This is a genomic window from Thermoflexus hugenholtzii, from assembly GCF_018771565.1.
GTDB classification, from domain to species: Bacteria; Chloroflexota; Anaerolineae; order Thermoflexales; family Thermoflexaceae; genus Thermoflexus; species Thermoflexus hugenholtzii_A.
Genome location: NZ_CP076326.1, coordinates 673,274 through 699,474, shown reverse-complemented (window position 1 = coordinate 699,474; position 26,201 = coordinate 673,274). Strand labels below are relative to the sequence as shown.

Sequence of the window (26,201 nt, the reverse complement as noted above, 5' to 3'; positions counted from 1 at the left end):
GGGCGGATCGACCGGCCCGCCCGAAAGTTGCAGGCCTCCCTCGCTTCGCCTTATAGTGAGTGAGCACTCACTCCATGGAGGCACCGATGGGGCCACGGAAGGCTCCGGAGATCCGGCGGGCGCAGATCCTGGAGGCGGCGGCCCGGATCTTCGCCCGGCATGGGTTTCGGGGAGCGACCACCCGGCAGATCGCCCGGGAGGCCGGGGTGGCAGAGGGCACGCTGTTCCGCTACTTCCCGACCAAACGGCATCTCCTGCTGGCGATGTTTGAGGCCCTGACCGTCCAGCCGATTCAGCGCCACCTGCAGGCGCTGCCGGCCATGGAGCCGCAGCGCTGGCTGGAGGAGTTCCTCCGGGAGCGCCTGGTCGCGATGCGCGCGCAACTGCCGCTCATGCAGGCCCTGTATCAGGAGATCCGCACCGACGAAGCCGTGCGCCGGGCCTTCCTGGATCAGATCGCGCAGCCGCTTCTGGAGGAAGTGCGCCGCATGCTGGCGGCGGAGCTGGGTCAGGGACGCTATCGCCCGCTGCACCCCGCCCTGGTGATGTGGGCCATCTGGGGCGCCCTGCACGGCGTGACCGTCTTCGGCATGGAGCTGGATCCCGAGCTGGCAGCCCTCCCGCCGGAACAGATCGCCAAGCAGCTGGCTACCTTTGTGCTCCGAGGCATCGAGGATCCTTCCCAAACCTGAACTCCAGGAGGACGCTTCATGAAAGGCCGCGTTCGATGGCTCCTCGGCGGATTGCTCTTCCTCGCCCTCATCGGGGCCGGGGCCTTCTTGGCGCAAGCCCGGGGGCGTTCCCCCGCCCTGCCGGAGACTGCGACGATCCGGCGGGGGACCCTCCGAGTCACCCTGAGCGCGGCGGGGAAGATCCGTCCCCGCGCCCAGGCCGTGCTGAACTTCGCCACCGCCGGCACGGTGGCCGAGATCTTCGTTCGGGAAGGCGAGGCGGTGCGCAAAGGGCAACCCCTGGCCCGCCTGGACACCACGGATCTGGAGCTGGCGGTGCGCCAGGCGGAGGTCGCCTATCTCACCCAGCAGGTGGTCTACAGCCAGACCGTTCAGGGGCCGAAGCCGGAAGAGCTGGCCGCGGCCCGCGCGGCGGTGCGCAGCGCGCAAGCCGCCCTCCGGGCCCTGGAGCAGGGCCCGGATCCCACGGATCTGGAGATCGCCCGGCTGAACTACGAGGTGGCCAAGAACGCCATCTGGCAGGCCCAGCTGACCCGGGATAAAACCGCCGGCTCTCCCCTCTCCGCCCCCATCGACGTCGACCTGGCCCGGGCCCGGGTGGGACAGGCGGAGCTCCAGGCGGAGATCGCCCGCCTGCAATACGAGAAGATGAAGGCCGGGGCGCGGCCGGAGCAGCTGGAGGCCGCTCGAGCCCAGCTGGCGCAGGCTCAGGCCAGCCTGGCCCGGCTTCAGCCGGACGCTCTCACCGTGGAGCGGACGCGGCTGCAGCTGGAGCAGGCCCGCCTGCAGCTGGAGCAGGCCCGCCGCCGCCTGGAGCAGGCGACGCTGCTGGCTCCCTTCGATGGCACCGTCATCGCGGTGAACATCGAAATCGGCCAGGTGGTCGGGGCCGGCGTCCCCGGCGGGGCCATCGTCCTGGCTGATTTGAGCGATCTCTATCTGGACCTGACCGTCGATGAAGTCGATGTCGTGCGCCTGAAGGAAGGGATGCCGGTGGAGATCACCCTGGACGCCCTGCCGGGCCGGTCCTTCCGCGGGCACATCGACGCCATCGCTCCCGCCGCCACCGAAGCCGGCGGCGCCGCCACCTATCGAGTCCGCGTGGTGCTGGATGAGCGGGATCCCGTTCTGCGCGCCGGCATGAGCGCCAACGTGGAGATCGAAGTGGAGCGCCGGGAGAACGTGCTCCTCGTGCCCAACGCCGCCGTCCGGCGGGATCGGGAGACCGGGCGGGCCTTCGTGTATCGGGTGGTCGGCGATCGGGCGGAGGAAGTGGAGATTCGCCTGGGCGCCCAGGGGGAGACCGAGAGCGAGGTCCTGGAGGGGCTTCAAGAAGGCGACCGCGTCGTCCTGGGCGAGGTGCAACCGGCTTCTTCGTTCCGGATCTTCCTCCGGCGCTGATCGGATCCGCAAAGAAGGGGATACCGGGATGCGAGCGGCGTTGTGGAGGGAGAACATCCAACAAGCTTTCGAGACTCTGGCCACCAACCGTCTGCGGGCGGCCCTCACCCTCCTGGGCATCCTGATCGGGGTGGCTGCCGTCATCGCCATGGTGGCCATCGGCCGCGGGGTGCAGAACTACATCCAGGACCAGTTCGCCGCCCTCGGCACCAACCTGATCTTCGTGATCCCACGAGCAGCGGCGGAGGGCCCATCCGCAGGGGCCGCGCTGCAGGACATCTCCTCCCTCACCATGCGGGATGTGCGCGCCATCGAGCAGGAGGTGCGCGGCCGGGTCACCGTCGTCGTCCCGGTGATCCAGCGTTTCGGGCCTCTGGAGAGCGAGGGCCGCGAGGCGGTGACGGTGATCCTGGGGACCACCCCGGGCTACGCCCCCGCCCGCAACTGGCCTCCCCAGCACGGCACGTTCCTCGAGGAGGCCCATCTCCTCAACCGCTCCCGGGTGATCGTGCTGGGCCTCACCCCGGCCCGCCGCCTCTTCCCGGACGTCCCCAACCCGGTGGGGCGGACGGTGCGCATCAACGGGGTTCCCTTCCGGGTGATCGGGGTGATGTCGGATAAGGGCGGCAACGCCTTCGGGGACTACAACGACCTAGCCTTCATCCCGATCACGGTGGCCCAGGAGATGCTCTACGACGCGCGGGATCCGCGAACCGGGGAGCCGCTGGTGACCGGGATCATGCTCCAGGCCACCCGATCGGAATACACCGACGAGATCGTCCGACGGATCACAGAGCTCCTGCGGGAGCGGCATCGCATCCGCTTCCGGGACGAGGACGACTTCGCCATCCTGACCCAGTTCGAGCTGGTTTCGATCTTCGGGCAGATCTCCGGCGTGCTCACGGTGTTCCTGGGGGCGCTGGGCGCCATCTCCCTGATCGTGGGGGGCATCGGGATCATGAACATCATGCTGGTCTCGGTGACCGAGCGGACGCGGGAGATCGGCCTGCGCAAGGCCGTGGGAGCCCGTCGGCGAGACATCCTGCTCCAGTTCCTCACCGAGGCCATCCTGATCACGATGCTCGGCGGCGTCCTGGGCACCGGGGCCGGGATCGCCCTGGCCTCGACGATCAACGTCCTGAGCGGCGGAGCGGTGCGGGCGGCGGTGGGCCTGGATACGGTGCTCCTGGCCGTGGGGGTGAGCGCCGCCGTCGGGCTCTTCTTCGGCCTCTACCCGGCCTGGCGCGCCGCCCGGCTCGACCCCATCGTCGCCCTCCGCGCCGAATGACGGGGGGAGCGACCGCATCGTTCGGGAGGACCGGAAGCGATGATCGCGCAATTTCAGGAGAACCTGCAGACAGCCCTTCAAAGCCTGCTGGCCAACAAACTGCGCACCGCCCTCAGCCTGCTGGGCATCCTGATCGGGGTCGGCGCCGTCGTGGCCCTGCTGGCCGCCGGCCAGGGCGTCCGGGACTACATCCAGCGCCAGGTGGAGGCCATCGGGCCCAACGTGCTGTTCGTCTTCCCCGGCGGGTTCTCCCAGAGCGGCCTCACCCGGGCCGCCGCCCAGCAGTCCGGCCTGCTGCGGCCCGCCCTGACCCTGGGGGATGCGCGGGCATTGCAGGATCCCGCCCGGGCGCCAGACATCGTCATGGTGGCCCCGGTGGTGGCCCAGACGCTCCCGGTGGCCTCCGCCAGGGAGCGGATGGTCACCACCGTGCGTGGGGTGACGCCGGAGTATCAGGTCGCCCGGAACTGGACGGTGGCGCGAGGCCGCTTCCTCACCCCGGAGGACGAGCGGACTGCGGCCCGGGTGGCGCTCCTGGGCGTGGAGGCCGCCCGAAGGCTGTTCGGGGAAGCCGATCCCGTCGGGCAGCTGATCCGTATCCGGGATGTCCCCTTCCGGGTCATCGGGATCCTGAGCCGCAAAGGAGGCACCTCCTTCGGGAACGACGATGAGGTGATCCTCATCCCCTTAAGCGCCATGCATCAGTATCTCTACTCGGTGCGGGGGCGCAGCGGGGAACCCGGCCTCTCGGCCATCGTGCTGGTCGCTCGCTCCCCGGACCGCATCCGGGCGGCGCAGGAGCAGGCCACGGCTGTCTTGCGAGAGCGCCACGGCATCCGCTTCCGGGAGGATGAGGATTTCACCGTGGTCTCCCAGGAGGAGATCCTGAGTCTCTTCGGCAACCTCACCTTGATCCTGACCGCCTTCCTCTCCGCCATCGCCGGGATCTCCCTGCTGGTGGGAGGGATCGGCATCATGAACATCACCCTGGTTTCCGTGCGGGAGCGAACACGGGAGATCGGCCTGCGCAAGGCCGTGGGGGCCCGGCGACGGGACATCCTGCTCCAGTTCCTGATCGAGACGGTTCTCCTGGCCCTCATCGGAGGGTTCCTGGGGGTATTGCTGGGGATCGGGGTGGCTTTCCTGATCTCCACGCTGGCTGGAGGGGCGTTCCGGGCCATCGTGACCCCGGAGGCGATCCTGCTGGCGGTGGGGATCAGTTCCGCGGTGGGCCTGGCCGCTGGCCTCTACCCGGCCTGGCGCGCCGCCCGGCTCGACCCCATCGTCGCCCTGCGCTATGAATGAGGGAAGAAAACCAGGGATCGGGGATCTCCGGCTTCCCCCGACCCCTGGGTCCGGCTCCGCTCACCGTTGTGGGGCTGGCTGGAGATGCGGGAGGATCTGCCGGAGCAGGCGCTCCCGGGGCTGGTAGCCGACGATCCGCGCCACCTCCCGCCCGTCCTTGAACAGGATGAGGGTGGGGATCCCCATCACCCCATAGCGCATGGCCAGCTCGGGGTAATCGTCCACATTTAACTTGCCCACCTTCAGGACCTGGGCGTATTCCCGGGCGATCTGGGCCACGATGGGTTCCAGGGCCTTGCACGGCCCGCACCACTCCGCCCAGAAATCCACCAGCACCGGTTTCTCGGACTTCAGGACTTCCTGCTCGAAATTCTGTGCCGTGATGGTCACCTCATGCTCACCCATCGGTCGTTCCCCTCCCCTGGGGTTTTCTCGGATGCGCAGTCCTGCGGGCCTGCGCCGCGCCTCAGATGACGCCCCTCGACTCGGAGGGCTCCTCCTGCAGCACGACTACCGTCACCGGGCCCCGTCCCGCGACCTCCCGATGGGACCCATCGCAGAACGGGAAGTTCTTCGACTGAAAGCACCGGCACAGGGTGACCCGCTCGCCGGGCCGAAGACGCACCGTTGTCCGCGGATGATCCCCCCACGTGGTCTCATGGTCGGCCATCGCGAATCCCTCCGGCGCACATGGATGGAGTCCATCCGGTGGACGTATTGAGTGTATGCGCAAGGCGGAAGGGCGTCAAAAACTCAGGCCGAGGGACGCCTTCTCTCAGAGGACCCGACGGGGAACAATGTGGAACTCCTCGGACCGATCACGCCGTTGATCCGTGGCCGAAAATGGAATCCAGGGCCCGCTGGGCAGCAGGCGGCACCGTCAAAGCAGGTTCCAGTCCGTCCATGGCCTCCAGGACCGGCAGGAGCTCCGTCCTATGTCCCCGGGCCGCGAGTGCCTTCAGAACGTGACGGGCGCCCTCCCGCAGCCAGGGAGAATCCGAATGATGAACCAGGGCCTCCAGCAAAGCCTGCAATCCCGTCTCATCGAGGCGGAGAAGCCCTTCCGCCGCCAGCCAGCGGACCCCTGGGTTGGGATCCTCGAGGAGAAGGCGGATGAACAGTGGGGCGGCGCGGGGATCCCCCAGGTCCCGGAGGGCTTTGACAGCCTCCCAGCGTAACGAGTCTTCCTCTTCCTGGAGGACCGCGATCAAGGCTTCCAGCGCCGGAGCGCCCAGGGCGGCCAGGGCCTCCCGGGCTGCGCGCACCCGATCTGGATTCGAGGAGCCGAGATCCCGGAGGTAGCGCTTGATTTCGGGATCAGCGGATGCCTGTGGGCTCATCGATTAGCCTCCTGTAAAGAGATAAACCGGGAAGGCAAGGCTCAGCGCAGATATAGCCCCAACAGGAGAAGCCCCAGCAGGGCGAGTCCCCATCCGCCCAGGAGGATCCATCCCCCCATACGCCACAGCTCGGAGGCCTGCGTCCGGCGATGGAGCGCCCACCCGGCCCCACCCACGGCCACGAGCAGCAGCAAAACCAGGGCTTTGGAAAGAAACAGGGGCTTCGGCCACCCTGCCCAAGTCCGCAACGGAAGCTCCTGCAAGAAAGCTCACGCGGGAGGCCCTGGGGGCTCCGGAGGGGATCCGCGCGGTTCACGCGGTTCCGGCGCGGCGCTCTCGCTGTTCTCCGTCAGGCCGCGTCGGAACTCCCGCACGCTCTGGCCCAGCTCCCGGGCGATAGCCGACAGCCGACCCGGCCCGAACAGCAGAAGGGCCAGGAACAGAATCAGAAGCAGCTCTTCCGCGCCGATGCGGATCATCGAAGGGTCCTCCGAAACAAGGATCGACCGGTGGGGGGCCGTATCCATGCCCCCCACCGGCCAACGTCGCGCCCTTCAGCGGGTGGGACGGATCCGGGCGACCTGGTTGGCATACCAGAGGTCATCCCAGTGTCCGACGGCCACCGCGCTCACCCGATCGCCGACCCGGAGGTCCTTCACGCTGGGGCTCTTCAACCCCCGGATGCGGAAGCGGGTGCGCTCGTCGGTGACCAGGGTGACCTTGCCCTTCCCGGTGTCCACGACCAGCTGGTTCCCTCGGATCTCCGCGATCACCCCGCGCACGCTCCGCACAGGTGGGCGCACCCCGATGCGCAGGGCCTCCACCTTGCCATCCGCCCGCTTCCCCACCACCAGCACCCGCCCATCCGGATGGAGATCGTTCCATGTCGGCTTGCGGATCCCAACTATCAGCAGGACCGTCTTGTCAGTTCCGACGACCTCCACCGTCTCTCCCTTCGCGGTCTTCACCGTGAGTGTCTTCGCCGCCGGATCCACCTTCGCAATGGTCCCCCGCAGGATCACCCGGGCGGGAGCGCGGGCGGCGTAGGCGACCCGGAGGCCGGCCGTGCCCGCCCACCCGCTAAGCAGAAAACCCGCCGTCAGCAACGCGCCGATCCACATCTTCCACCGTCCCATCTCTTCCTCCTTTTCACCCCTCGATCATTCGGATTCCGCAGCGATGTGGGAGACCGGGGGATAATGGACACCCATCATCCCCTTGCCTTCACTTCTTGATCGGCATGCCATCCGGTCCGATCACATACCACAGGTTGTTAAACCCCTGTCCGTTCGTGTCGCCGGGCTTGGCGTCCCCGGAGAAGTAATAGAGTGGATGCCCGTTATAGGTCACCTGGGTTGTGCCATCCTTGCGGCGGATGGTGCCCAGCAGGGCGGCGTTCACCCCGGGGCCTGCGAGGGGCTTGCCTGCAGTCAGGAAAGGCGGCCACCGCTGGGCGCACTCCGCCTCGCACGTGCTGGTGTTCCGAGGATCGTTCATGAACACATAGAGGGTGAAGCCCTGCTCATCGGTCAGGAACTTCCCCAGCGCGGCGCTCTGGCCGAGCTTCACCGTGACCGCCTTGCTGGGGGTCGGCCGGGGCGTGGGAGTGGCCGTGGGCGCGGGCGTCGGGGTCGCCGTCGGGGCCCGCGTCGGCGTGGGAGTGGGCGCCCGCGTAGGCGTCGAGGTGGGCGCCTTCGTGGGAGTGGCCGCTGGCCGAGTGGGGCTTGGGGTCGGCGAGGGCGTGGCCCGGGCGCAGGCCGCCAGGGCCAGCATGACCACGGCAAAGCCGAACCGCCGGATCCCATCATGCGCCATGGGCTTCTCCTCCTTTCAGCCGGATTTCCTGAAAAGAACTTACCCTGCAGGCAGGCCCGCTGTCCTGAAGAGCAGCTCAAGCCAAGCTTAAGGAGACCTTAAAGACGTGGGCTGCTTTTCCGGATCCGACCGGCTATAATTTGAAGCAGGGCCAGAGACGCGGAGGAGCGGAGGAGGCGATGCGGGAGCCACCGGTCTTTAAGCGCTGATGTTCCGAAATAACAGCCTGAACTCTTATGCCCGAGGTAGGAAAATGGGTTACTCAGAATACGATTTCAAATTCGCAAAAACCATATTGAGCCAACACTTTCCAGAATTTATAGATGAGATCGAAGATTCGATTAGGCAGCTACAATACCTGCTATCCTTAGGTAAGACGAAGTTGGGAAGAGGAGCACGTCCAACTCCTGCACAAATTTTGGAAGAGTTGCTCGCTCGGAAAGGCTGGCAACGCCAGCAACCCGTTACTCCTCAACATAAACACCTAAAGTTTGATCTTAAGAAGAGCAAGGTTGCGATAGAAATACAACTTTCAGATCCATCTGATTGTTATAACGATTTTTTGAAATTTTTGCTTGCCTATAATCTTGAGGTTATTGATGTTGCGGTAGAAATCGTGTATGATGATAGTATAAAAGGAAAGAATCTCCCTCATTTGAGTAAGGTTCAACGGGATCTGGAAACCTATCGACGTGTCCTCCCATGCCCAATCTGGGTAATCGGGTTGAGACCGGAATAAATCTTGATCGGACGAGGGGATGCGAGAGATGGTCCCGCTGGTTGGGATCACGCGGATGAAGCTGCAGGAACCCCCAGGCTCAGCATGCGCTCCCCCTTCGATCCGGATGGGCTGCCGGCAGGATCAGGGTGAAAGCGCTCCCCGCCCCCGGCTCACTGGCTACCTCCAGACGCCCTCCATGGGCTTCCACGATGGTCCGGGCCAGGAACAGGCCCAGCCCCAAGCCGGGCCGTCCCTCCTGATGCCCCCGATAGAAGGGCTCGAACAGCCGGGGCAGATCCTCCGGCGGGATCCCCGGGCCGGTGTCCTGAATCCGGATCCATACCTTCCCATCCCCGCTCCCGGCCTCCATCCGCACGCATCCCCCAGGCGGCGTGAACTTCACGGCGTTGTCCACCAAGTTGTCCAGCGCCTGAGCCAGCCGGTCGGGATCCGCCACGATCGAGGGGAGTTCGGACGGAACCGCATCCTCCCAGCGCAATCCCCGCTCCCGGGCCATCCCGGCCCAGAGGAGGATCCGCGCCCGCAGCCAGCTCCCCGGATCCAGCGGCTGGGCGCGAAGAGAAAGCGGCTCCCGCGTCTGCCGATAGGTCTGCGCCAGATCGTCCAGCAACCGGGTCAGATCTCCGGCGACCTGGGACATCCCCTGGAGCAGCTCCCCCCGCAAGCGAGGATCCTCGGCCGCGCCGGCCTGAAGGGCGTGCAGCGCCGCCTGCAGGGCGCCGATCAGCCGGCCGAACTCATGGACGATGCTGCGCAACAGCAGCCGGCGCGCTTCCTCGAGCTCCGCGCGCCGGGTCTGGAGGCGATTGAAGGTTCGGATGAGCTGACGGACCTCCTGAGGCCCGCTCTCCGGCAAGATCATCGCGGGCCCCTCCAGGGGAGACTCCGCGATGGCCCAGGCCACCGCCTGGAGGGGTCGGCTCAGCGATTGCGCCAAGATCAGCCCCAGCAGCCCGCTCACCGCCAACCCGATCCCCAGGGCTCCCAGGATGAGCCGCCGCGCCAGCCGCAAGCCCTCCACCACATCCGGGAGACGCCGGAGCAAGCGGATGTAGCCCAGGCGCACCCCACTTTCATCCGCCACCGGGACGACCACATCCAACACCACGTCGGAGTCAGAGCCTCGGAGAGCCGCGTGCCACACGATCTCGCCCGCGCGGGCGCGCTCGGGCAACGCCCCCTCCTCCGCCTGTCCCAGAAGGCCCCTCTCCTCCGGCCCCGCCAACAACCGCCCTGAGGGATCCAACAGCAGCACCTGAGTGGGCTGTCGGATCTCCAGCGCCCGCAGGAAGGCCTGGGCCGCCTCGGGATCCCTCCAGATCTCCGGGAGGACCTGCCCCAGCCGGGCGATCAGGATCCCCTGGTCGATCATCTCCTGGGCCAGCGCAGGCAGGAGGATGCGCTCCTCCACCAAGCCGATCAGCATCAATCCCAGGATGGGAGCCATCACCAGGAACGGAAGCCAGACGCTCCACAGGAGACGAGATCGAAAGGTGCGGAACACGGCCGTTCTCCTTATCCCTGGGGCACCAGCTTGTAACCCACCCCCCGCACGGTCACGATGCGCCGGGGATGCTCCGGATCCTCCTCGATTTTCTCCCGCAGCCATCGGATGTGAACATAGAGGGTCTCGGGCTGCCCTTCATATTCGGCCCCCCAGACCTGCGCGAGCAGCGTCTCCGTCGACAGCACCCGATTCGGGGCCAGCGCCAGCGTGTAGAGGAGGTCAAATTCCTTTGGGGATAAAACGACGGGCCGGCCAGCCACGGTGACCGTGCGGCCCTCCGGATCGAGGACCAAGTCCCCCACGACCAGCCGACCCGGCGGCGGAGGGGAAGCGGATGCCCCCCGCACCCGGCGCAGGACCGCCCGGATGCGGGCGATCAACACGTCGGTGTCGAACGGCTTGGTGATGTAATCATCCGCCCCCAACTCCAGCCCGACCACCTGGTCCAGCTCCCGGCGCCGGGCGGTCAGGAACACCACCGGCACCCCCAGAACCTCCCGGAACCGCCGCAGGGCCTCCAGGCCGTCCATCCCCGGCAGGCCGATGTCCAGGAGGACCAGGTCAGGGCGCTCCCGGGCGGCGACGGCCAGGGCCTCCTCCGCGCTGGCCGCTGTATGCACCCGGAAGCCCGCCTGCTCCAGGCTGAAGGCCAGGCTGCGCCGGAGCAACGCGTCATCGTCCACCAGCAGGATGCGCGCGCCCATAGATGCCCCTCCACACGAGATTGTAATCCCATCCTGGAGCGGTTAGCAGAAGGAGATGATCAATGGCCCGTTCAGGGGGGCCAAAATGGCCCAAACGGGGGATGACAACTCCCCCCACCCCTTGTGAAAATGTTCGTTAACCCCGGGGGCTACCCGGACGCGGAAGGATCCCTCGCGGGAACGCCATAGGGGCGCAGCCAGGAGGAATCCGATGGAGGGAATCCACCGACGGGAGCGCGACGCATGCGGGATCGGGTTGCTCGCCCGTCCCGGAGGCCCGGCGGATCACGAGCTGCTGACGATGGCCCTTCAGGCCCTGGACCGCATGGCCCATCGCGGGGCCACCGCAGATGATGGGCGGACCGGCGATGGGGCAGGGGTGCTGACCGCCCTCCCCCGCCGCCTGTTCCTGCGCTTTCTGGAGGCTCAGGGCCTGCATACGGCGCCCGAACGTCTGGCGGTTGCGATGCTCTTCCTTCCTCTGGATCCCGCCGCTCAGGAGAAAGCCCGCGCGCTCCTGAGGGCCGCCTTTCAGGCGCAGGGATTCACCCTCCTGGCGTGGCGCCCCGTGCCGATCCGCGCGGAGCTCCTCGGCCCTCGGGCCCGGGCCACGTGCCCGGCCATCGTTCAGGCCCTGCTGGCGGACGAACGAGGCGACACCCCCGAAGGGATCGACCGTCGGCTGTATCGCGCCCGTCGCCGGAGCGAGCGGGAGGCGGCCGCCGAAGGACTCTCCCTCTATGTCGCCTCCGCTTCCTCCCGCACCATCGTTTACAAAGCTCTGGTCCTCTCCCGAGATCTGCCGCGTTTCTATCCGGATCTGGAGGACCCGGCCTTCGAGACGGACTTCGTGATCTTCCACCAGCGTTTCAGCACCAACACCCTGCCCGCCTGGGCCCGGGCTCAGCCCTTCCGCACCCTCTGCCACAACGGGGAGATCAACACGCTCCAGGGAAACATCCACGGGATGCGCGCCCGGGAGGCCCTGTTGACCTCCCCGCTTTGGGGGGATTCCATCGAGGACCTGCGGCCGATCATCGATTCCGAGGGCTCGGACTCCGCCATGCTGGACAACGTGGTGGAGTTCCTGGTCCACTCCGGCTACGACATCCGCCACGCCCTGCGCATGCTGATCCCGGAGGCATGGGAAAAGTCCCCCGAGCTCGATGAAGCGGCGCGAGGCTTCTATGCTTACCACCAGGGCCTGATGGAACCGTGGGACGGTCCCGCCGCAGTGCTGTTCACCGACGGCCGCTTCATAGGCGCGCTGCTGGATCGCAATGGCCTGCGCCCGCTGCGGACGCTGCGGACGGTGGATGGCCTGCTCTACTGCGGCTCCGAGATCGGGGCCCTGGAGATCCCCCCCGAACGGATCCTGCGGCTGGACCGCCTGGGGCCGGGTCAGATGCTAACAGCGGATCTCCGCACCGGCCGGGTGCAGGATCCCACCGCCCTGCGGGCCGAGCTCAGCGCCCGGCGTCCCTACGCGGAGTGGGTGCGCCGCCATCGGGTGCGTCTCCCGGAGGCCCCCGCCTATATCCCGCCCTCCGAACCAAAGGCGCTCCTCCGGCGACAGATCGCGTTCGGCTACACGGCGGAGGAGCTGGCCCTCCTGCTTCGCCCGATGGCCTGGACCGGTCAAGAGCCCATCGGCTCCATGGGCGATGACACGCCGCTGGCGATGCTCTCCGGATGGCCCCGCCCCCTTTACAATTTCTTCAAGCAACGCTTCGCCCAGGTGACGAACCCGCCCATCGATCCCCTGCGGGAGACCCGGGTGATGTCCCTGACCGTGCTGCTGGGCGCCCGCGGCAACCTGCTGAACCCGGATGAGGAGGCCGCTCGCCTCATCGAGCTCCCGGGGCCGATCCTCACTCCGGCTCAGGTCGCCGCCCTGCGGGCCTTGCCAGATCCCCGCTTCCGCTCCGCCACGCTCCCCATGGTGTGGCCGGTGGCTGCGGGGCCGGAGGGATTGCGACAGGCCCTGGAGGAGCTGTGTCGGGCCGCCGAGCAGGCCGTTCGGGAGGGATGCGCCCTGCTGATCCTCAGCGATGAAACGGTCGACGCGGCCCACGCCCCCATCCCGGCCCTGCTGACCGTCGGCGCGGTGCACCATCACCTGATTCGGACCGGTCAGCGGACCCAGGCGAGCCTGATCGCGGTCTCCGGGGAGCCCCGGGAGGTCCACCATTTCGCCTGCTTGATCGGGTATGGCGCCTCGGCGATCTGTCCCTATCTGGCCCTCGAGACCGTCGCCGCCCTGGCGACGCGCGAAGGCGAAGGCGGGCGCGCCGGAAGCCCGGAGGAGGCGATCCGGCGTTACATCCAGGCGGTCGAGAAGGGCCTGCTCAAAGTGATGGCCCGCATGGGGATCTCCACCCTGGATGCCTACACGGGGGCTCAGATCTTCGAGATCATCGGCTTGCAGCGGGAGCTGGTGGAATGGGCCTTCGCGGGGACCCCGGCGGTCTTCGGCCCGGTCGGCCTGGAGGAGATCGCCCGGCGTGTGGAGATCTGGCATCGGGCGGCCTTCGCCTCGGAACGCCCGGAGCTCCCCTCCCCGGGGTTCTACAAACACCGGACGCGCGGGGAGTTCCACGCCCTGAACCCGGAGGCCATCCGAGCGCTCCAGGAGGCCGTTCGGACCCCTGAGGCCCTGGGGGAGGGTTTCCCTGAAGCCTATCGCCGCTACCGAGCCTTCGCCGCCCATGTCCATCGGGAGTCGGTGGATCTGCGGGATCGGCTGCGCTGGGAGAGCGACCGCCCGCCGATCCCGCTGGACCGGGTGGAGCCGGAGGAGGCGATCCTCCGCCGCTTCTCCACCGCGGCGATGTCTCACGGCGCCCTCTCCCCGGAGGCCCACGAGGCCCTGGCCATCGCCATGAACCGCCTGGGGCTGCGCTCCAACAGCGGGGAGGGCGGCGAGGATCCCGACCGCTACGAGACCGAGCGGAACAGCCGGGCCAAGCAGGTGGCCTCCGCCCGCTTCGGCGTCACGCCGTATTACCTGATCTCCGCCGAGGAGCTCCAGATCAAGATGGCCCAGGGCTCCAAGCCCGGCGAGGGCGGGCACCTGCCGGCCACCAAGGTGACGGCTGAGATCGCCCGGCTGCGCTTCGCCCAGCCCGGCATCGACCTGATCTCGCCGCCTCCACATCACGATATCTACAGCATCGAGGACCTGGCCCAGCTGATCTACGACCTCAAGGCCATCCACCCGCGGGCCCAGGTCTCCGTGAAGCTGGTCTCCACCATCGGGGTGGGGGTGATCGCGGCCGGCGTGGCCAAGGCCGGGGCGGACATCATCCTGATCAGCGGCCACGCCGGCGGGACCGGGGCCTCGCCCTGGTCCTCGATCAAGAACGCGGGAATGCCGTGGGAGGTCGGGCTGGCGGAGGCCCACCGGATGCTGGTAGCCTGCGGGCTCCGGGACCGCGTGCGGCTGCGCGTGGACGGGGGCCTGCGCACCGGACGGGATGTGGTGATCGCCGCCCTCCTGGGGGCGGACGAGTTCTCCTTCGGCACCGTTCCCCTCGTCGCCCTGGGATGCGTAATGGCCCGGGTCTGCCATCAGAACACCTGTCCGACCGGGGTGGCCACCCAGGATCCGGAGCGCCGGGCGAAGTTCGCCGGGCGCCCGGAGCACGTGATGGCCTACTTCCGGATGGTGGCGCATGAGGTGCGGGAGATCCTGGCCTCGATGGGCTACACCCGGTTGGGAGAAGTGATCGGGCGAACGGATCTGCTGAAGGCGGTGGATGATTCGGTGGACTGGGAGTCGGTGCTCCGCCCGGCGACGCCGCCTCCGGCCGTTCCTGCCGTCCCGCGGGTCTGGTCTTTCGCCCTCAACGATCAGATCGTGCGCGACGCAGTCCACGCGCGGATGGAGGGCCGGCCGGTGCGGGGGATTTACCGGATCCGCAACGTGGATCGCGCGGTGGGGGCGCGGCTGGCCGGGGAGATCGCCCGGCGGTATCGGGAGGCCGGGCTGCCGGAAGGCACCGTCACCTTATTGTTCATCGGGGAGGCTGGCCAGAGCTTCGGGGCCTTCGCCCATCGGGGCATGCGGCTGATCCTGATCGGGGCCGCCAACGACGGCGTAGGCAAAGGGCTGGGGGGTGGGGAGCTCATCGTCCGCCCGCCCCATGACCTGCGGGATCCGTCCCCGGTGCTGATCGGCAACGCCGCCCTGTATGGGGCCACCGGCGGGTGGCTCTTCGTCGCCGGGCGGGCCGGCGATCGCTTCGCGGTGCGCAACAGCGGGGCGTGGGCCGTCGTGGAAGGCGTGGGGGATCACGGCTGTGAGTATATGACCGGCGGCGGCGTGGTGATCCTGGGCCCGGTGGGGGACAACTTCGGGGCGGGGATGACCGGAGGCGTGGCCTATGTCCTGGACGAGCGGGAGGAACTGGAGCGGCGCTACAACCCCCAGCTCGTCCGCATCGAGCCGGTGGAGGATCCACAGGAGATCGCGTTCCTGCAGGCGATCCTGGAGCGGCATGCCCGGCTCACCGGGAGCCCGCGGGCACAGGGGCTGCTCGCCCGCTGGCCGGAGCCCCTGGCCTGCTTCCGGCGGGTGCAGCCCCGGGGCCTGGCCCGGATCCTCCTCCCTCCGCCGGACGCACTGCCCGCGGCGGAGCTCACCATCCCCACGTCCCTCGATTCACAGAGAATCCCCTTCCGGGTCTCAGAGCACATCGAGGCTCTATCTCGCTGAGGCGGGATCTCCTCGAGAACTCCTAAACAAGAGGCCGGGCGGCTTGATCGCCGCCCGGCCCCGGTCTCTGAACCCCCAGGTTTCTCACGAGGAGCCGGCAAACAGATAGCCCGCGAAGCGCTCCAGCATGGGGACGCCGCGCACCTCGTTCTCCAGGAGGGGGGTCATCCCCCGCACCAGGCCATCGAAGAGCGCCTCGATCTCCTGGAGATAGCGCCCCTGCATCTCGATGCGGTTGCGGACGAAGTCAGGCGTGTCCTCCCCCAGGAAGGACCGATCGATGAGGCCGTTGACGATCACGCCGCCCACCGGGATGCCGAAGTCGTGGAACCAGTGGATGAAGCGGCGGATCACCGCGATGGGCAGCGCCTCCGGCAGGGTCACGAAGAAGAAAGCGGTGAGCTCCGGGTCGGTGATCAGCCGGCGCGCCCGCTCCATGCGGTCCCGGAAGCTGATCAGGTAATCCATCAGAGGGTCCGGCTCCTCCTTCTTGGTGAAGGAGAGCAGCTTGCGGAGGGCCTGGGCCTCCTGACGGGACTTGATCATCTTGTTCACCCAGAGGGCGTAAACTTTGGACATCCCGAGGAGCCGGCGGGCGTTGGCTGTGGGGGCGGTGTCGAACACATAGACCTCATATTCGTCCCGGAACATGAGGTCGATCATGTTCTCGAACATCGCCGACTCCTCGAAGGCCGGGTTCATGGTGGCCGATTCCACGAACTCGTCGGCCCGCGTGGAGATCTCGGCGAACTTGAGAAACCACTGGATCTTCTCCCGGATCTCCCGCTTGGAGCGCTCAATGGTGTCCTTGGTGTCGATCTCATAAGCCCACAGGTTCGGCACCCCGGCCACCGGCGTCGGCTTGCCGAAGACGTTCTGGTCCAGCAGCCCGGAGAGGCTGTGGACCGGGTTGGTGGAGGCCAGGAGGGTGCGGCGGCCCTGCCGGGCGAACCAGAGGGCTGTGGCCCCTGCCATCACCGTCTTCCCAACCCCGCCCTTCCCGCCGAAGAACACATACTTCAGGCGAGGATGTTCCCGCAGGAAGTCCACCATCGTCTTCTCGATGCGGATCATCCCTCTCCCCTCCCGGATCGATCTCACGCCTTCCCGTTTCCGAAGAGCAGCTTCGCCACCCGGGCGATCATGTCCAGTCCGGTGACATCCCGCTCCAGCTCGGGCACATAGGCCAGGACCTGGTCGCCGAAGCGGGCGCGGATCTCCTCCAGATGCCGCCGCTGCATCTCGATGCGGTTGCGCAGATACTCGGGGATGTTCTGGCCCAGCAGCTCCGTCGGAAGGACCCGGTTGACCACGTAGCCGGAGATGGGCACGTCGAACCGACGGAACAGCTCGGCCGCCTTCAACGTGTCCAGGATCACCAGCTCCTCCGGGATCAGCACGAAGAAGAAGGCCGTGCGGCGGCTGTCGGTGAGGATGCTGGAGGACATGTTGATCCGCTGCCGGATATACTGGAGCTCCTCCAGGATGCGGTCCTCCTCGGTCTGCTGGCGGCGGATGCGGGCCACCATCTCTTCATACTCCCGCATCTCCTCCCGCAGCTTCGTGATCTTGGTGATCCACTCATCGTAGACCTTGGCCATGCTGAGGTAATACAGAGCATGCCCCAGGGGGACCAGGTCGTAAATGTAGTAGTCGTAGCGGCCCTCCACCACAATGTCCACCACGGCGTCGAAGATGGCGCTCTCCTCCATCGCCGGCTCGGCGGAGGCCGCCTGGATGTAGTCCTCGATCTCCGGGGGCACCTGATCCAGGCCATACATGTCCAGGATCTTGCGCCGGATCTCCTCCTGATACTCCTTGATCCGGCGATCAGCGTCGATCTCCTGGGCCCAGAGGTTGGGCATGATCTCCACCGGGCCCTTGCCGAAGATGTCCCGCTGGAAGATGTCCGAGAGGCTGGCCTGGGGGTCGACGGAGAAGACCAGCACCTTATAGCCCTGCCGGGCCAGCCAGTAAGCCGTGGCGGCGGAGAAGGTGGTCTTGCCCAGCCCGCCCTTGCCGCCGAACATGATGTAGCGGCGCTCGGGGTTCTCCCGAAGCAACTTCGCCAGCGCGGTGGCCATCCCGGTTCACCTCGCGTAAGGGATTCGCTTGACCTTCAGAACATCGCGTCCGCCACGTCCCGCTCCCGGAGCATGCGGCGCTTCCAGGTGCTGATTTGGGGCACCACGTAGGGCAGGATGCGCAGGCTGTAATAAGGCGGCAGGATGGGGACGCCGATGAGGTCGCCCATGGTGATCAGGATGAACAGATGCTCCATGCTGGCCCGGGTTCGGAGGGCGTAGCGAGCCATGTCGTGGGCCGCCATGCCGTAGGTCAGCTCCTGCACGAAATTCACCACCCGACGCAGCAACCCCTCACGTGTCTTCTGCTCCGCCATGTCTTCACACCTCCTCAGAGATCCCTCACGGCAACGATCCGGCATCGGGATCGATGCCGCAAGCCGTCCCTCACAGGCCGTGCAAATGGAAATCGTGCTCGTCGGTGAACTCGCGCTCCCGCAGGACCCGTCGCTTCCACGTGCTCAGGACCGGGACGACATAGGGCAGCAGGCGCAGGCTGTAGTAAGGCGGCATGATGGGGAGGCCGATGAGGTCACCGAAGAGAGCAGCGATGAACAGGTTCTCCGTGGCGGCCCGCATCTCCAGGAGATGCTGGACCACATCGTAGGCGGCGAAGCCGTAGAAGAACTCCTGGAACGCCTGACGCCAGGCCCGCCAGCGTTCCCTCAGCTGCGTCAAGGAAAGCGCCATGCCGCCTGCCCTCGCAGGATCTTCCCCCCGGGTCCTGATCCCAACAGGAGGGCACAATCACAACCCATTATATCAAAAACGACCCATATGGGCCAGGGCGACGTTCACCCCCCACCCTTGCGCCCGGTTCCGGGCCCCGTAGCCGGCCTTCGGGGCCTTCCGGTCTTTTCACCCTCCCGTAGGCGAGGCGGTGGAGGCGCAGCGGCGCTGCAACCCCACTTCTCCCGGAAAGTCCCGGCCTCTGGAGATTTGACCTTCCAGGAAGCTGGAAGGTTTAAACTCCTTGTAGAGCGATCCAGAGGGAGGGAAAGATGAATGCGGTGTGGCATGCGCGCATTGGGGGGATGCATTGCTCGCTTTGCGTGGAGTCCATTCGCAAAGCCCTCACCCGCCTCCCGGGGGTCCTGGAAGTTTACGTGAGCATCGCCCACGGGGAGGCGCTGATCCGCTACGAGCCGGCCCAGGCTTCGCCAGCGGATTTCCTTCGCACTCTGGAAGCCCTGGGGTTCACCGTCCACCCGGCGGAGGAGCAAGCGGCCATCGCGCAGGAGGAGCGGGAGCTCCGGACAGCCCGTTCCCGGGCCCTGGGGGCAGGGGTGGCGCTGGCGATGGCCGCGCTGATGGCCGGGATGAGGATGGGAGGGTCCATGAAGCCCGGATGGATGGTGGGACAGGCAGCAGTGGCCCTCTTTCTGGCCCTGGGGCCGGCCCGGTTCGTCCTCCGAAATGGGTGGGAATCCCTGCGCCGCGGCATCCTGAACCAAGACGTCTTAGTCTTGGTGGCCGCGACGGCCGGCCTGATCGGCGGCGTGTTGGGATGGCGGGATCCTGCCATCCCGGGCGATGTGTTCCTGGGGGCAGTCGCCTTCATCCTGGCTTTCCACACCATTGGTGGCTACCTCTCCGTGAAGGTCCACGCCCAAGCCTCCTGGGCTGTCCGCCGGCTCCTGCGTCTCCAACCGGAGATCGCCATCCGCATCCGACCGGATGGGGCTGAGGAGGAGATCCCGGTTCGATTTCTCCAGAAGGGAGATCGCATCCGCGTGCGGCCGGGCGAACGGATCCCCGCGGACGGCGTGGTGGTCGCCGGGAGCTCCACCGTGGATGAAAGCCTCCTGACCGGGGAACCGATGCCCGTCGTGAAGAGCCCGGGGGATGAAGTGATCGGAGGAGCCATCAATGGCGAGGGAAGCCTGATCGTGGAGGTCACCCGCGCGGATGAGACGATGTTCCTGCGCCAAGTGGCCCGTCTGGTGGCGGAAGCCCGGGCGATGAAACCCGGGATCTTGCGGCTGGTGGATCAGGTGCTGCTGATCTATGTGCCTATGGTGTTCACCGCCAGTCTGTTCGGTTTCATCCTATGGACCATCGGGCCGCTGACCTGGGGAGGGGAACCGGATCCGCCTCGAGGCTTGTTCGCGGCCCTCACGGCGCTGATCATGGGATATCCATGCGCCCTGGGGATGGCCACCCCGCTCGCCCTCATCCGGACCACCGGGTTCGCTGCCGCTCGAGGGATCCTGATCCGATCCGGGGAGGCCTTCCATCTGCTCACGCGGGTGCAAAAGGTTCTGCTGGATAAAACAGGCACGCTGACCGAAGGGCAGCCCATCCTGAGCATGATTCATCCCATGCAGGGGGAGAAGGAGGAAGAGATCCTGCGCTGGGCGGCCGCGGCCGAACGGCCCTCGGAACATCCGCTGGCTCGGGCTATTATGGACGCCGCCCGAGCCCGGGGGCTCACACCTCCGGAGCCGGAGTTCTTCCAGGCGATCCCCGGACGTGGCGTGATCGCCCGTGTGGAGGGCCGGCCGGTGATCGTGGGGACCCCCGACCTCTTGGTGGAACATGGGGTGGAGATCCGGCCGGCCATCTCTCTCTTATCCACCGTCGATGCGGATCAGACGGCCGTTCTGGTCGCCGTAGAGGATCAGGTCCGAGGCCTCCTGATCTTCGCGGATCGCCTCAAGCCGGAGGCCCCTGCTGTGATTCAGACGCTCCGTTCGATGGGCGTGGAGCCCATCCTGGTCACTGGGGACCGCGCCTCGGTCGCCCAGGCTGTCGCCCAGGCGCTGGGGATCCATGAGGTGTATGCGGAGGTGAGGCCGGCCGGGAAGGTAGAATTGGTGCGGGCGCTCCAAAAGCAGGGGCAGCGTGTCGCCTTCGTGGGGGATGGGATCAACGACGCGCCGGCCCTGATGCAATCCGATCTGGGGATCGCGATGGGGACGGGGACCGATATCGCCCTGGAGGCCGCAGATGTCGTGTTGATCCGTAAAGATCTTCAGGCCCTTGCGGACGCGTTCCGGCTGGCCCGGGTCAGCTATCGCCTCACGGCCACCAACGTCGGACTGGCCTTGGCCTTCAACGGCATGGGGGTGATCGCCGCCATGAGCGGGCGCCTGGATCCGATGTGGGCGATGCTGGCGATGGCCCTCAGCGTCTCCGCCGTTCTGTTGCGATCCTTAACGATGCGAGCATAATCCGATCCGATTGGGGAGGTTGGTGCGATGACAGCTCGAGGGAATCGTCCGCTGCGGCGGATCGGCGAGCTGGCAGCGGAGCTGGGGCTGAACCCGCGGACCCTGCGGTATTACGAGGCCATCGGCCTGCTTGATCCCTCCTGTCGGACTTCCTCCGGCTACCGGCTTTACGGGGAGAAGGAGAAAGAGCGCCTGATCTTCATTCGCAAGGCCCGGGCTCTTGGGTTTCGCCTCGCGGAGATTCAAGAGATCCTCGCCCTCTGGGAAGCCCATCAACCGCCATGCCGGCGGGTTCGGGAGCTGCTGGATCTCAAGATCGCGGAGATCGATCGTCAGATCCGGGCGCTGAAGGCCTTCCGCCGGGAACTCCGGAGGCTCCGCCAGCGCGCGGGGATCCCCGCCCGGAACGGACAGATCTGCCGGATCATTGAGGGGGTCTCTTCTCCCAGCCCCGTGAAGGCCGGCGCCCTGCTCGAAAGGAAGGCTCGGAGCTCACGCTGAACGTTTCGGGACAACCGGAGATGGGGCTGGTCCCTCAGCCGGATCCGGCTATGGAAAAGGAGTTCCCTGCCTCCGGGGCCCCGGGGAAAGTCTCCCCGGGCCGAGTGGGAGAAGTGCTCGCTTTCTTCCTCCGGCTGGGCTGCACCGCCTTCGGAGGCCCAACGGCCCACATCGCCCTCATGCATCACGAGCTGGTCCGTCGCCGGCGATGGGTCACGGAAGCCCAGTTCCTCGACCTTCTCAGCGCCACCTATCTCATCCCCGGCCCGAACTCCACCGAGATGGCCATCCACCTGGGGTTCGTTCGGGCCGGCTGGCCGGGCCTCGTCGCCGCAGGGGCGGCTTTCATCACCCCCGCCATGCTGATGATGATGGCCTTGGCCGCCCTCTATGTCCACTTCCAAACTACGCCGGACCTCGCCGGGATCCTTTATGGGGTCAAGCCGGTGGTCCTGGCCCTGATCGCCCAGGCGATAATCGACCTGGGACGGCGGACAGCGCGGGACCTCCGCGTCGTCCTTATCGGCCTGGCCGCCGGGGCGCTGTATCTGCGCGGGGTCCACGAGCTCCTGCTGCTGCTGGGCGCCGGGCTGGCCATGCTTGCCCTTCGACAGATCCGCCGACCCGAACCTCCCCTGATCGGGGCCGCCGGGCTGGCCCTCACCCCCCTCTCCGCCTCGCCCGTCCCGTTCCATCTCCTGTGGATGTTCCTGCTCTTCCTCAAGATCGGGGCGACCCTGTATGGGAGCGGCTATGTGCGGGTGGCCTTCCTGCGGGCGGATTTCGTCGCCCGCTTGGGGTGGTTGACGGAGTCCCAGCTGCTGGACGCCGTGGCGATCGGTCAGGTGACCCCGGGGCCGGTGCTCACGACAGCCACTTTCATCGGCTACCTGCTCGCAGGCATCCCGGGGGCGCTGCTGGCCACCCTGGGGATCTTCCTCCCTTCCTTCGTCCTGGTCGCCCTGACCGGCCCGTGGATCCCTCGGATGCGGCGCTCCCCGACCCTGGCGGCCTTCCTGGATGGCGTGAACGGGGCCTCCCTCGGGCTGATGGCCGGTGTGCTGATCCAGCTGGCCTCCGCCTCCTTGGTGGACCCCCTCACAGTGGGGATCGGGGCCCTCAGCTTCCTTCTCCTGATTCGAACCCCCATCCACGCGACCTACCTGGTGCTCGCCGGGGCCGCCCTGGGCTGGCTGAGAAGCCGGGTCTAATCCTCGGAGCGTGAAACCACCGGCAGCCAGATATAAAAGGTGCTCCCCGGGCAGCGAACCTCGTCGTATCCCGGGCTCTCCACCCAGATCCGCCCTCCGTGGGCCTCGATGATCCCCCGCGCCAGGGGCAACCCCAGCCCGGGGCCCGCACCTTTGAACTTGATCGCGCCCGTGGAGTGCCGCTCAATCGGCCCCACCCGGTAGAACTTCTCGAAGATCAGGGCCTGATCCTCCGGATCGATGCCGATCCCCGTGTCCTGCACCGCGATCTCCACATAGTCCGTGGAGCCGCCGGCCTCCTCCGCCGGGACCCGGCGGGCGCGCAGGGTGATCGTCCCCCCGTCCGGGGTGAACTTGATGGCGTTCTGCACCACGTGACGCAGGGCCTGCACCAGCCGGGTCAGATCCCCGTAGATCACCGGCAGGTCCTCCATCGGCTCCACGATCAGCTTCTGCCGTCGCTCCGCGATCGCCCCCTCCAGCGGCTCCACCGCCATGCGGACCAGGGTGGGGATCTGGATGGAGATGGGATAGATGGAAAGGGCCTCCGCGTCGATCTGCGAGATATCCAGCATGGCGCTGATGATCTCCTCCAGGCGCAGGGCGGCACGGCGGAGGCCCTGCAGGATGCGCTCCAGGGAGCCATCGGGCTCGTCCTGCCCGCTCAGGGTTTCCGCCAGCAGATCCGCATACCCCCGGATGTGGGTGAGGGGGGTCCGGAGCTCGTGGGAGGCGATCTCGATGAAGTGGGTCTTGACCCGATCCAGCTTCTCCAGCCGTCGGGCCGCCCGGGCCAGGTCCTCGTTCAGCTCGGCCATGCGCGCGTTCAGGCGCCGCAGATCCTCCACCAGGCGGATGTTCTGCAGCACCGCGGCCGTCTGCTCCGCCATGGAGGCCAGCAGATCCCGATCCGCCGGGCTATAGGCCTCCACCCCGCTGCGAGCCCCCAGGGCCAGACACCCCAGGAGCACCGCCTGCGCGCGGATGGGGACGAAGAGCTCGACGCCCAGGCGCTGCAGCCAGCGCCGCTCCGCAGGATCCGCGCGCTGGAACGCCTTTCCGAAGTCGATCTCATACTGGGTGAGGGAACGGCCCTTCTGCCACGCCTGCAAGATTGGGCTGTCAGGGGCGAAGCGGCCCGGGTCATCCGGCGCTTCCCCCAGGCCCCGGATCACCCGCGCCTGCAGCGACGCGTCCGGCTGTTCTTCGAATAGCAGGAGGACCCCCTGCCGGAGCCCGAAGGTCTCCTGCAGCACCGTGAAGGCGGCCTGCGCCAGCGCCTCTACATCCAGCAGGTTGCTGATCGTTTGACCATATCGCCGGACCGCGGCAGCGGGCTCGTCCACGGCGGGCAACAGCCGCCGCCGGAGCCACCTGTGCAACGGCCATCCAATCCACCATTGCGCCAGGACGATGGCCAGCGCGATCCCTCCCCACTCCAGCCCCACCGGGACCACCCCAGGCAGGGACGCCCGCGCGGCCGCTGCCCCCGCCAGGATCCCCAAGACCAGACCGATCTGCAGGATCCCGCTAAGCCCCCACGTTAGCAGGGATCGCCCGACCTGCCGCAAAGAGGGCAGCTCCAGCCATCCCATCGGGAGCGCCAGGATCGTGACCCCGATCCCCCGGACCCCCCACCCCAGCGCGATCCAGTCGCTCCGAGGGGTCCAGGCCAGGCCCTCGCCCAGGGCCACCAGCCCCGTCCCCAGAAACTCATAGGCGACCCGGTTCCGATGGAGAGGCCGGTGGATGTGAAGGTAGGCCCATCCCAGCCATCCCAGCCCCAGGGCCGTCCCGATCCCCCAGATCCCCTCCCGGATCCCCCAGGACCACAGGACCGGGTCGCCGGGGATGCGCCTGGCGTTCCACCACGCGGAAAGCGCCGGGCCGGTCTCCGGCCGATAGGGCAAGGTTGCCGCGATCAGCGCGACCCCCGCCCCCAGACCCATCAGCAGGATCGCCCAGCGGGGAAGCCGGCGCTCCAGGAACCGTCCGATCCACAGGAGAGCTCCCATCGGCAAGAGGGAGAGCACCACGCCCGCGAGGTTCCAGGCCGTGAACCGGATGAGCGGGGGAACCCCCTGCCAGATGGCGACCGCCCATAGCCCCTGCCACAGGACCCCCAGCCCGCTATAGACCCAGGCCTCCCCCGGCAACCCCTCTTCCCTTCCCCAGGCCATCCGGGCCAGGAGCCCCATCTGCCAGACCGCCCACCCCAGGGCCAGGATCACCCCGATTTGCACCCCACTCAGGACCGGAAAACCGGGCGTCCAGTTCACCATGTTGTTATCCCAAACCCCTTTTGGGAAATCCTTGGGAAATCGCCGCCGAGATGCGCCACAGCCTACTTCAGGATGTAGTAGGTCCCGCGCTTGTCGCCGATCTTGAGCAGGATCCCCCGGCGGACCAGGTCCGCGAGGTCCAGGCGCAGGGTTTCGGGGGAGACCCCCGGGCAGAGCTGCTGGTATTCCCGGTTGGTGATGCGCCCATGCTCCCGGACATACTGCAGCGCCTTCAGCTGGCGTTCGTTCATCGGAGGCTCCCCCGCCGGGATGGGAGGGCGCTCCTGCCGGTTATACAGGATGACAGTGAACGAATAGGGCGTCTCCTGGAACTTCGGCTGGGGGTGGCCCGCCCGGACCATCTCCTCGATCATCCGATCGATCCCCAGGCCCAGCTCCTCGATGTAGCCCCAGTAGAACAGACCGGAGACGATGCGCGGGTTGCGGGAGTAATGCTCCTCCACGATGTTGTCCAGGGTGATGTGACCCGGCAGCCCGCCCGGGCTGATCACCTCCAGGCGGTCGGCGAACTTGCGGATCTCGATGCGCCGGCCCCGCAGCCGGTAATCCCGATGGCACACCGCGTTCACGATGGCCTCCCGCACCGCGAAGGGCGGATACTCCGGCCGCTCCTCCCGTTCCAGGCCGCGCACCACCGCCCCCAGCTGCATCTCCTCCCAGACGACTTCCCAGGCCCGCTCGATGACGCGCGCCAGGGGACCTCCGATCTCCTCCCGTCGGGCATAGCCCGGGAGCCCGCCCTCGCCCTGGAGCCCAACCCCGGGAAACTTCACGAAGACCACGCCGCTCTGGGGGAGGAACCGCTGCGGTTGCTTGCCGAACAGCAGGATCCCGGCCACCGTGGGCCGCCCATCCGGGGTCAGCGCCCCGATCTCCACCAGGAGATCCTCCACCGTTCCGCTGATCCGCCGGCGCTGGCGGGCCTCTCGCTTGCTCACATATTCCTCGATCATCGCCTCATCCAGGTCCTCGCGCCCTGCGCCGGGGACCACCTCCGCCTCGTAATCGCCGACGGCTTTGGTGGCCGCCAGCTGCTGGATCTCCCGGCCTTCCAGGGGGCGGTTCTCCGCGCCCCGACGGATCAGCACGCGCCCGTCGGCCAGGCTGTGGAGCTCCGGACTGCGGGGGACGTGGAGGATGATCACGGTCCGGCCATCCACCTCGCCCTGCTCCCACCGCGTCTTCACCGGAGGCCGGCATTGGGCGAGGGCGCGGCGGAGGGCGTCCTCCACTTCCTGCGGATCCACCCCCACCGCTCTCCCCTCCGGATCCACGCCGATGAGCAGGGCCCCGCCATCGGTGTTGGCGAAGGCCACCAGCGTCTCCGCCATGGCCTCAGGATCCGGTTCCCTCAGGAAGGCCTGCAGCGCGCCCGGCCTGCGCCACCCCTCTCCCATTCCATCCCCTCCGGCCTGCCA

General features: G+C 67.4%; 24 protein-coding genes. 9 read left to right on the top strand and 15 right to left on the bottom strand.

Annotated features, from left to right (window positions below; all coding sequences use genetic code 11):
• Positions 1 to 86 precede the first annotated feature (86 nt).
• From KNN16_RS03265 to KNN16_RS03250, 4 genes are read left to right on the top strand one after another with little or no spacing between them, the layout of a single operon-like run.
• A complete protein-coding gene (locus tag KNN16_RS03265; RefSeq protein WP_303898762.1) occupies positions 87 to 692 on the top strand; it encodes a TetR/AcrR family transcriptional regulator in 606 nt (201 codons plus the stop codon).
• Positions 693 to 710: 18 nt separating this feature from the next.
• Complete coding sequence (locus KNN16_RS03260) at positions 711 to 2,093, top strand: efflux RND transporter periplasmic adaptor subunit (RefSeq protein WP_299282470.1); 1,383 nt, start codon at positions 711 to 713, stop codon at positions 2,091 to 2,093.
• Positions 2,094 to 2,121: 28 nt separating this feature from the next.
• The gene (locus tag KNN16_RS03255) at positions 2,122 to 3,381 is read left to right on the top strand and encodes an ABC transporter permease (protein ID WP_303898759.1); all 1,260 of its coding nucleotides are present in this window, start codon (positions 2,122 to 2,124) and stop codon (positions 3,379 to 3,381) included.
• A 39-nt stretch (positions 3,382 to 3,420) separates the two neighbouring features.
• Positions 3,421 to 4,686 carry an ABC transporter permease gene (locus KNN16_RS03250; protein ID WP_303898757.1) on the top strand — a complete coding sequence of 422 codons (1,266 nt, stop codon included), beginning with the start codon at positions 3,421 to 3,423 and terminating at the stop codon, positions 4,684 to 4,686.
• 60 nt (positions 4,687 to 4,746) lie between these two features.
• Here the strand turns inward: KNN16_RS03250 and trxA are convergent, their stop codons facing one another.
• From trxA to KNN16_RS03215, 7 genes are all read right to left on the bottom strand, one after another.
• Entirely contained in the window at positions 4,747 to 5,091 is a 345-nt protein-coding gene (gene trxA / locus KNN16_RS03245) for a thioredoxin (RefSeq protein ID WP_299282477.1), read from the bottom strand.
• A 61-nt stretch (positions 5,092 to 5,152) separates the two neighbouring features.
• The gene (locus KNN16_RS03240) at positions 5,153 to 5,356 is read right to left on the bottom strand and encodes a CDGSH iron-sulfur domain-containing protein (protein ID WP_159461627.1); all 204 of its coding nucleotides are present in this window, start codon (positions 5,354 to 5,356) and stop codon (positions 5,153 to 5,155) included.
• A 148-nt stretch (positions 5,357 to 5,504) separates the two neighbouring features.
• A complete protein-coding gene (locus KNN16_RS03235; RefSeq protein ID WP_303898756.1) occupies positions 5,505 to 6,026 on the bottom strand; it encodes a HEAT repeat domain-containing protein in 522 nt (173 codons plus the stop codon).
• A gap of 41 nt (positions 6,027 to 6,067) precedes the next feature.
• Positions 6,068 to 6,274, bottom strand: coding sequence for a hypothetical protein (locus tag KNN16_RS03230; RefSeq protein ID WP_299282490.1), 207 nt, complete (start codon positions 6,272 to 6,274; stop codon positions 6,068 to 6,070).
• Between the two features lie 21 nt (positions 6,275 to 6,295).
• Positions 6,296 to 6,505: a twin-arginine translocase TatA/TatE family subunit gene (locus KNN16_RS03225; protein ID WP_303898755.1), complete on the bottom strand. Its 210-nt coding sequence runs from the start codon at positions 6,503 to 6,505 to the stop codon at positions 6,296 to 6,298.
• 75 nt (positions 6,506 to 6,580) lie between these two features.
• A complete protein-coding gene (locus KNN16_RS03220; protein WP_303898754.1) occupies positions 6,581 to 7,162 on the bottom strand; it encodes a DUF5666 domain-containing protein in 582 nt (193 codons plus the stop codon).
• Between the two features lie 88 nt (positions 7,163 to 7,250).
• On the bottom strand, positions 7,251 to 7,841 hold the full coding sequence (locus KNN16_RS03215) for a hypothetical protein (RefSeq protein ID WP_303898753.1): 591 nt from the start codon (positions 7,839 to 7,841) through the stop codon (positions 7,251 to 7,253).
• A 253-nt stretch (positions 7,842 to 8,094) separates the two neighbouring features.
• Between KNN16_RS03215 and KNN16_RS03210 the strand changes: the two genes are divergently transcribed.
• On the top strand, positions 8,095 to 8,580 hold the full coding sequence (locus tag KNN16_RS03210; protein WP_303898752.1) for a BglII/BstYI family type II restriction endonuclease: 486 nt from the start codon (positions 8,095 to 8,097) through the stop codon (positions 8,578 to 8,580).
• Positions 8,581 to 8,659: 79 nt separating this feature from the next.
• Here KNN16_RS03210 and KNN16_RS03205 read toward each other — a convergent pair whose 3' ends face one another.
• Entirely contained in the window at positions 8,660 to 10,087 is a 1,428-nt protein-coding gene (locus tag KNN16_RS03205; protein WP_303898750.1) for a sensor histidine kinase KdpD, read from the bottom strand.
• 11 nt (positions 10,088 to 10,098) lie between these two features.
• A complete protein-coding gene (locus KNN16_RS03200) occupies positions 10,099 to 10,794 on the bottom strand; it encodes a response regulator transcription factor (RefSeq protein ID WP_299282512.1) in 696 nt (231 codons plus the stop codon).
• Positions 10,795 to 11,005: 211 nt separating this feature from the next.
• On the opposite strand from KNN16_RS03200, the gene gltB reads away from it, so the two are divergent.
• On the top strand, positions 11,006 to 15,511 hold the full coding sequence (gene gltB / locus KNN16_RS03195; protein WP_303898748.1) for a glutamate synthase large subunit: 4,506 nt from the start codon (positions 11,006 to 11,008) through the stop codon (positions 15,509 to 15,511).
• A gap of 84 nt (positions 15,512 to 15,595) precedes the next feature.
• On the opposite strand, the gene KNN16_RS03190 is transcribed toward gltB, so the two are convergent.
• The 4 genes from KNN16_RS03190 to KNN16_RS03175 form a co-directional block, all read right to left on the bottom strand.
• Entirely contained in the window at positions 15,596 to 16,585 is a 990-nt protein-coding gene (locus KNN16_RS03190) for an ArsA family ATPase (protein WP_303898746.1), read from the bottom strand.
• A 23-nt stretch (positions 16,586 to 16,608) separates the two neighbouring features.
• Positions 16,609 to 17,595 carry a TRC40/GET3/ArsA family transport-energizing ATPase gene (locus KNN16_RS03185; RefSeq protein ID WP_303898744.1) on the bottom strand — a complete coding sequence of 329 codons (987 nt, stop codon included), beginning with the start codon at positions 17,593 to 17,595 and terminating at the stop codon, positions 16,609 to 16,611.
• 35 nt (positions 17,596 to 17,630) lie between these two features.
• On the bottom strand, positions 17,631 to 17,912 hold the full coding sequence (locus tag KNN16_RS03180) for a hypothetical protein (RefSeq protein WP_299282523.1): 282 nt from the start codon (positions 17,910 to 17,912) through the stop codon (positions 17,631 to 17,633).
• A gap of 70 nt (positions 17,913 to 17,982) precedes the next feature.
• The gene (locus KNN16_RS03175) at positions 17,983 to 18,285 is read right to left on the bottom strand and encodes a hypothetical protein (protein ID WP_299282527.1); all 303 of its coding nucleotides are present in this window, start codon (positions 18,283 to 18,285) and stop codon (positions 17,983 to 17,985) included.
• 311 nt (positions 18,286 to 18,596) lie between these two features.
• Between KNN16_RS03175 and KNN16_RS03170 the strand changes: the two genes are divergently transcribed.
• The 3 genes from KNN16_RS03170 to chrA are packed head-to-tail and all read left to right on the top strand — an operon-like array spanning position 18,597 to position 22,480.
• Positions 18,597 to 20,768, top strand: a complete 2,172-nt coding sequence (locus KNN16_RS03170; protein ID WP_303898742.1) for a cation-translocating P-type ATPase — start codon at positions 18,597 to 18,599, stop codon at positions 20,766 to 20,768.
• 27 nt (positions 20,769 to 20,795) lie between these two features.
• Entirely contained in the window at positions 20,796 to 21,269 is a 474-nt protein-coding gene (locus KNN16_RS03165) for a heavy metal-responsive transcriptional regulator (protein WP_303898740.1), read from the top strand.
• A gap of 20 nt (positions 21,270 to 21,289) precedes the next feature.
• Positions 21,290 to 22,480, top strand: coding sequence for a chromate efflux transporter (gene chrA / locus KNN16_RS03160; protein ID WP_303898739.1), 1,191 nt, complete (start codon positions 21,290 to 21,292; stop codon positions 22,478 to 22,480).
• Here chrA and KNN16_RS03155 read toward each other — a convergent pair.
• Both KNN16_RS03155 and KNN16_RS03150 read right to left on the bottom strand, forming a co-directional pair.
• Positions 22,477 to 24,762, bottom strand: coding sequence for a HAMP domain-containing sensor histidine kinase (locus tag KNN16_RS03155; RefSeq protein WP_303898737.1), 2,286 nt, complete (start codon positions 24,760 to 24,762; stop codon positions 22,477 to 22,479). The genes chrA and KNN16_RS03155 overlap by 4 nt on opposite strands.
• Before the next feature lie 62 nt (positions 24,763 to 24,824).
• Complete coding sequence (locus KNN16_RS03150) at positions 24,825 to 26,180, bottom strand: ATP-binding protein (protein ID WP_299282533.1); 1,356 nt, start codon at positions 26,178 to 26,180, stop codon at positions 24,825 to 24,827.
• Positions 26,181 to 26,201 lie beyond the last annotated feature (21 nt).

What these genes read in the sequence shown, in the direction of transcription:
- KNN16_RS03265 (WP_303898762.1), top strand. Translation starts at nt 87, where the DNA reads ATGGGGCCACGGAAGGCTCCGGAGATCCGGCGGGCGCAGATCCTGGAG.
- KNN16_RS03260 (WP_299282470.1), top strand. Translation starts at nt 711, where the DNA reads ATGAAAGGCCGCGTTCGATGGCTCCTCGGCGGATTGCTCTTCCTCGCC.
- KNN16_RS03255 (WP_303898759.1), top strand. Translation starts at nt 2,122, where the DNA reads ATGCGAGCGGCGTTGTGGAGGGAGAACATCCAACAAGCTTTCGAGACT.
- KNN16_RS03250 (WP_303898757.1), top strand. Translation starts at nt 3,421, where the DNA reads ATGATCGCGCAATTTCAGGAGAACCTGCAGACAGCCCTTCAAAGCCTG.
- trxA (WP_299282477.1), bottom strand. Translation starts at nt 5,091, where the DNA reads ATGGGTGAGCATGAGGTGACCATCACGGCACAGAATTTCGAGCAGGAA.
- KNN16_RS03240 (WP_159461627.1), bottom strand. Translation starts at nt 5,356, where the DNA reads ATGGCCGACCATGAGACCACGTGGGGGGATCATCCGCGGACAACGGTG.
- KNN16_RS03235 (WP_303898756.1), bottom strand. Translation starts at nt 6,026, where the DNA reads ATGAGCCCACAGGCATCCGCTGATCCCGAAATCAAGCGCTACCTCCGG.
- KNN16_RS03225 (WP_303898755.1), bottom strand. Translation starts at nt 6,505, where the DNA reads ATGATCCGCATCGGCGCGGAAGAGCTGCTTCTGATTCTGTTCCTGGCC.
- KNN16_RS03220 (WP_303898754.1), bottom strand. Translation starts at nt 7,162, where the DNA reads ATGGGACGGTGGAAGATGTGGATCGGCGCGTTGCTGACGGCGGGTTTT.
- KNN16_RS03215 (WP_303898753.1), bottom strand. Translation starts at nt 7,841, where the DNA reads ATGGCGCATGATGGGATCCGGCGGTTCGGCTTTGCCGTGGTCATGCTG.
- KNN16_RS03210 (WP_303898752.1), top strand. Translation starts at nt 8,095, where the DNA reads ATGGGTTACTCAGAATACGATTTCAAATTCGCAAAAACCATATTGAGC.
- KNN16_RS03200 (WP_299282512.1), bottom strand. Translation starts at nt 10,794, where the DNA reads ATGGGCGCGCGCATCCTGCTGGTGGACGATGACGCGTTGCTCCGGCGC.
- gltB (WP_303898748.1), top strand. Translation starts at nt 11,006, where the DNA reads ATGGAGGGAATCCACCGACGGGAGCGCGACGCATGCGGGATCGGGTTG.
- KNN16_RS03190 (WP_303898746.1), bottom strand. Translation starts at nt 16,585, where the DNA reads ATGATCCGCATCGAGAAGACGATGGTGGACTTCCTGCGGGAACATCCT.
- KNN16_RS03185 (WP_303898744.1), bottom strand. Translation starts at nt 17,595, where the DNA reads ATGGCCACCGCGCTGGCGAAGTTGCTTCGGGAGAACCCCGAGCGCCGC.
- KNN16_RS03180 (WP_299282523.1), bottom strand. Translation starts at nt 17,912, where the DNA reads ATGGCGGAGCAGAAGACACGTGAGGGGTTGCTGCGTCGGGTGGTGAAT.
- KNN16_RS03175 (WP_299282527.1), bottom strand. Translation starts at nt 18,285, where the DNA reads ATGGCGCTTTCCTTGACGCAGCTGAGGGAACGCTGGCGGGCCTGGCGT.
- KNN16_RS03170 (WP_303898742.1), top strand. Translation starts at nt 18,597, where the DNA reads ATGAATGCGGTGTGGCATGCGCGCATTGGGGGGATGCATTGCTCGCTT.
- KNN16_RS03165 (WP_303898740.1), top strand. Translation starts at nt 20,796, where the DNA reads ATGACAGCTCGAGGGAATCGTCCGCTGCGGCGGATCGGCGAGCTGGCA.
- chrA (WP_303898739.1), top strand. Translation starts at nt 21,290, where the DNA reads ATGGGGCTGGTCCCTCAGCCGGATCCGGCTATGGAAAAGGAGTTCCCT.
- KNN16_RS03155 (WP_303898737.1), bottom strand. Translation starts at nt 24,762, where the DNA reads ATGGTGAACTGGACGCCCGGTTTTCCGGTCCTGAGTGGGGTGCAAATC.
- KNN16_RS03150 (WP_299282533.1), bottom strand. Translation starts at nt 26,180, where the DNA reads ATGGGAGAGGGGTGGCGCAGGCCGGGCGCGCTGCAGGCCTTCCTGAGG.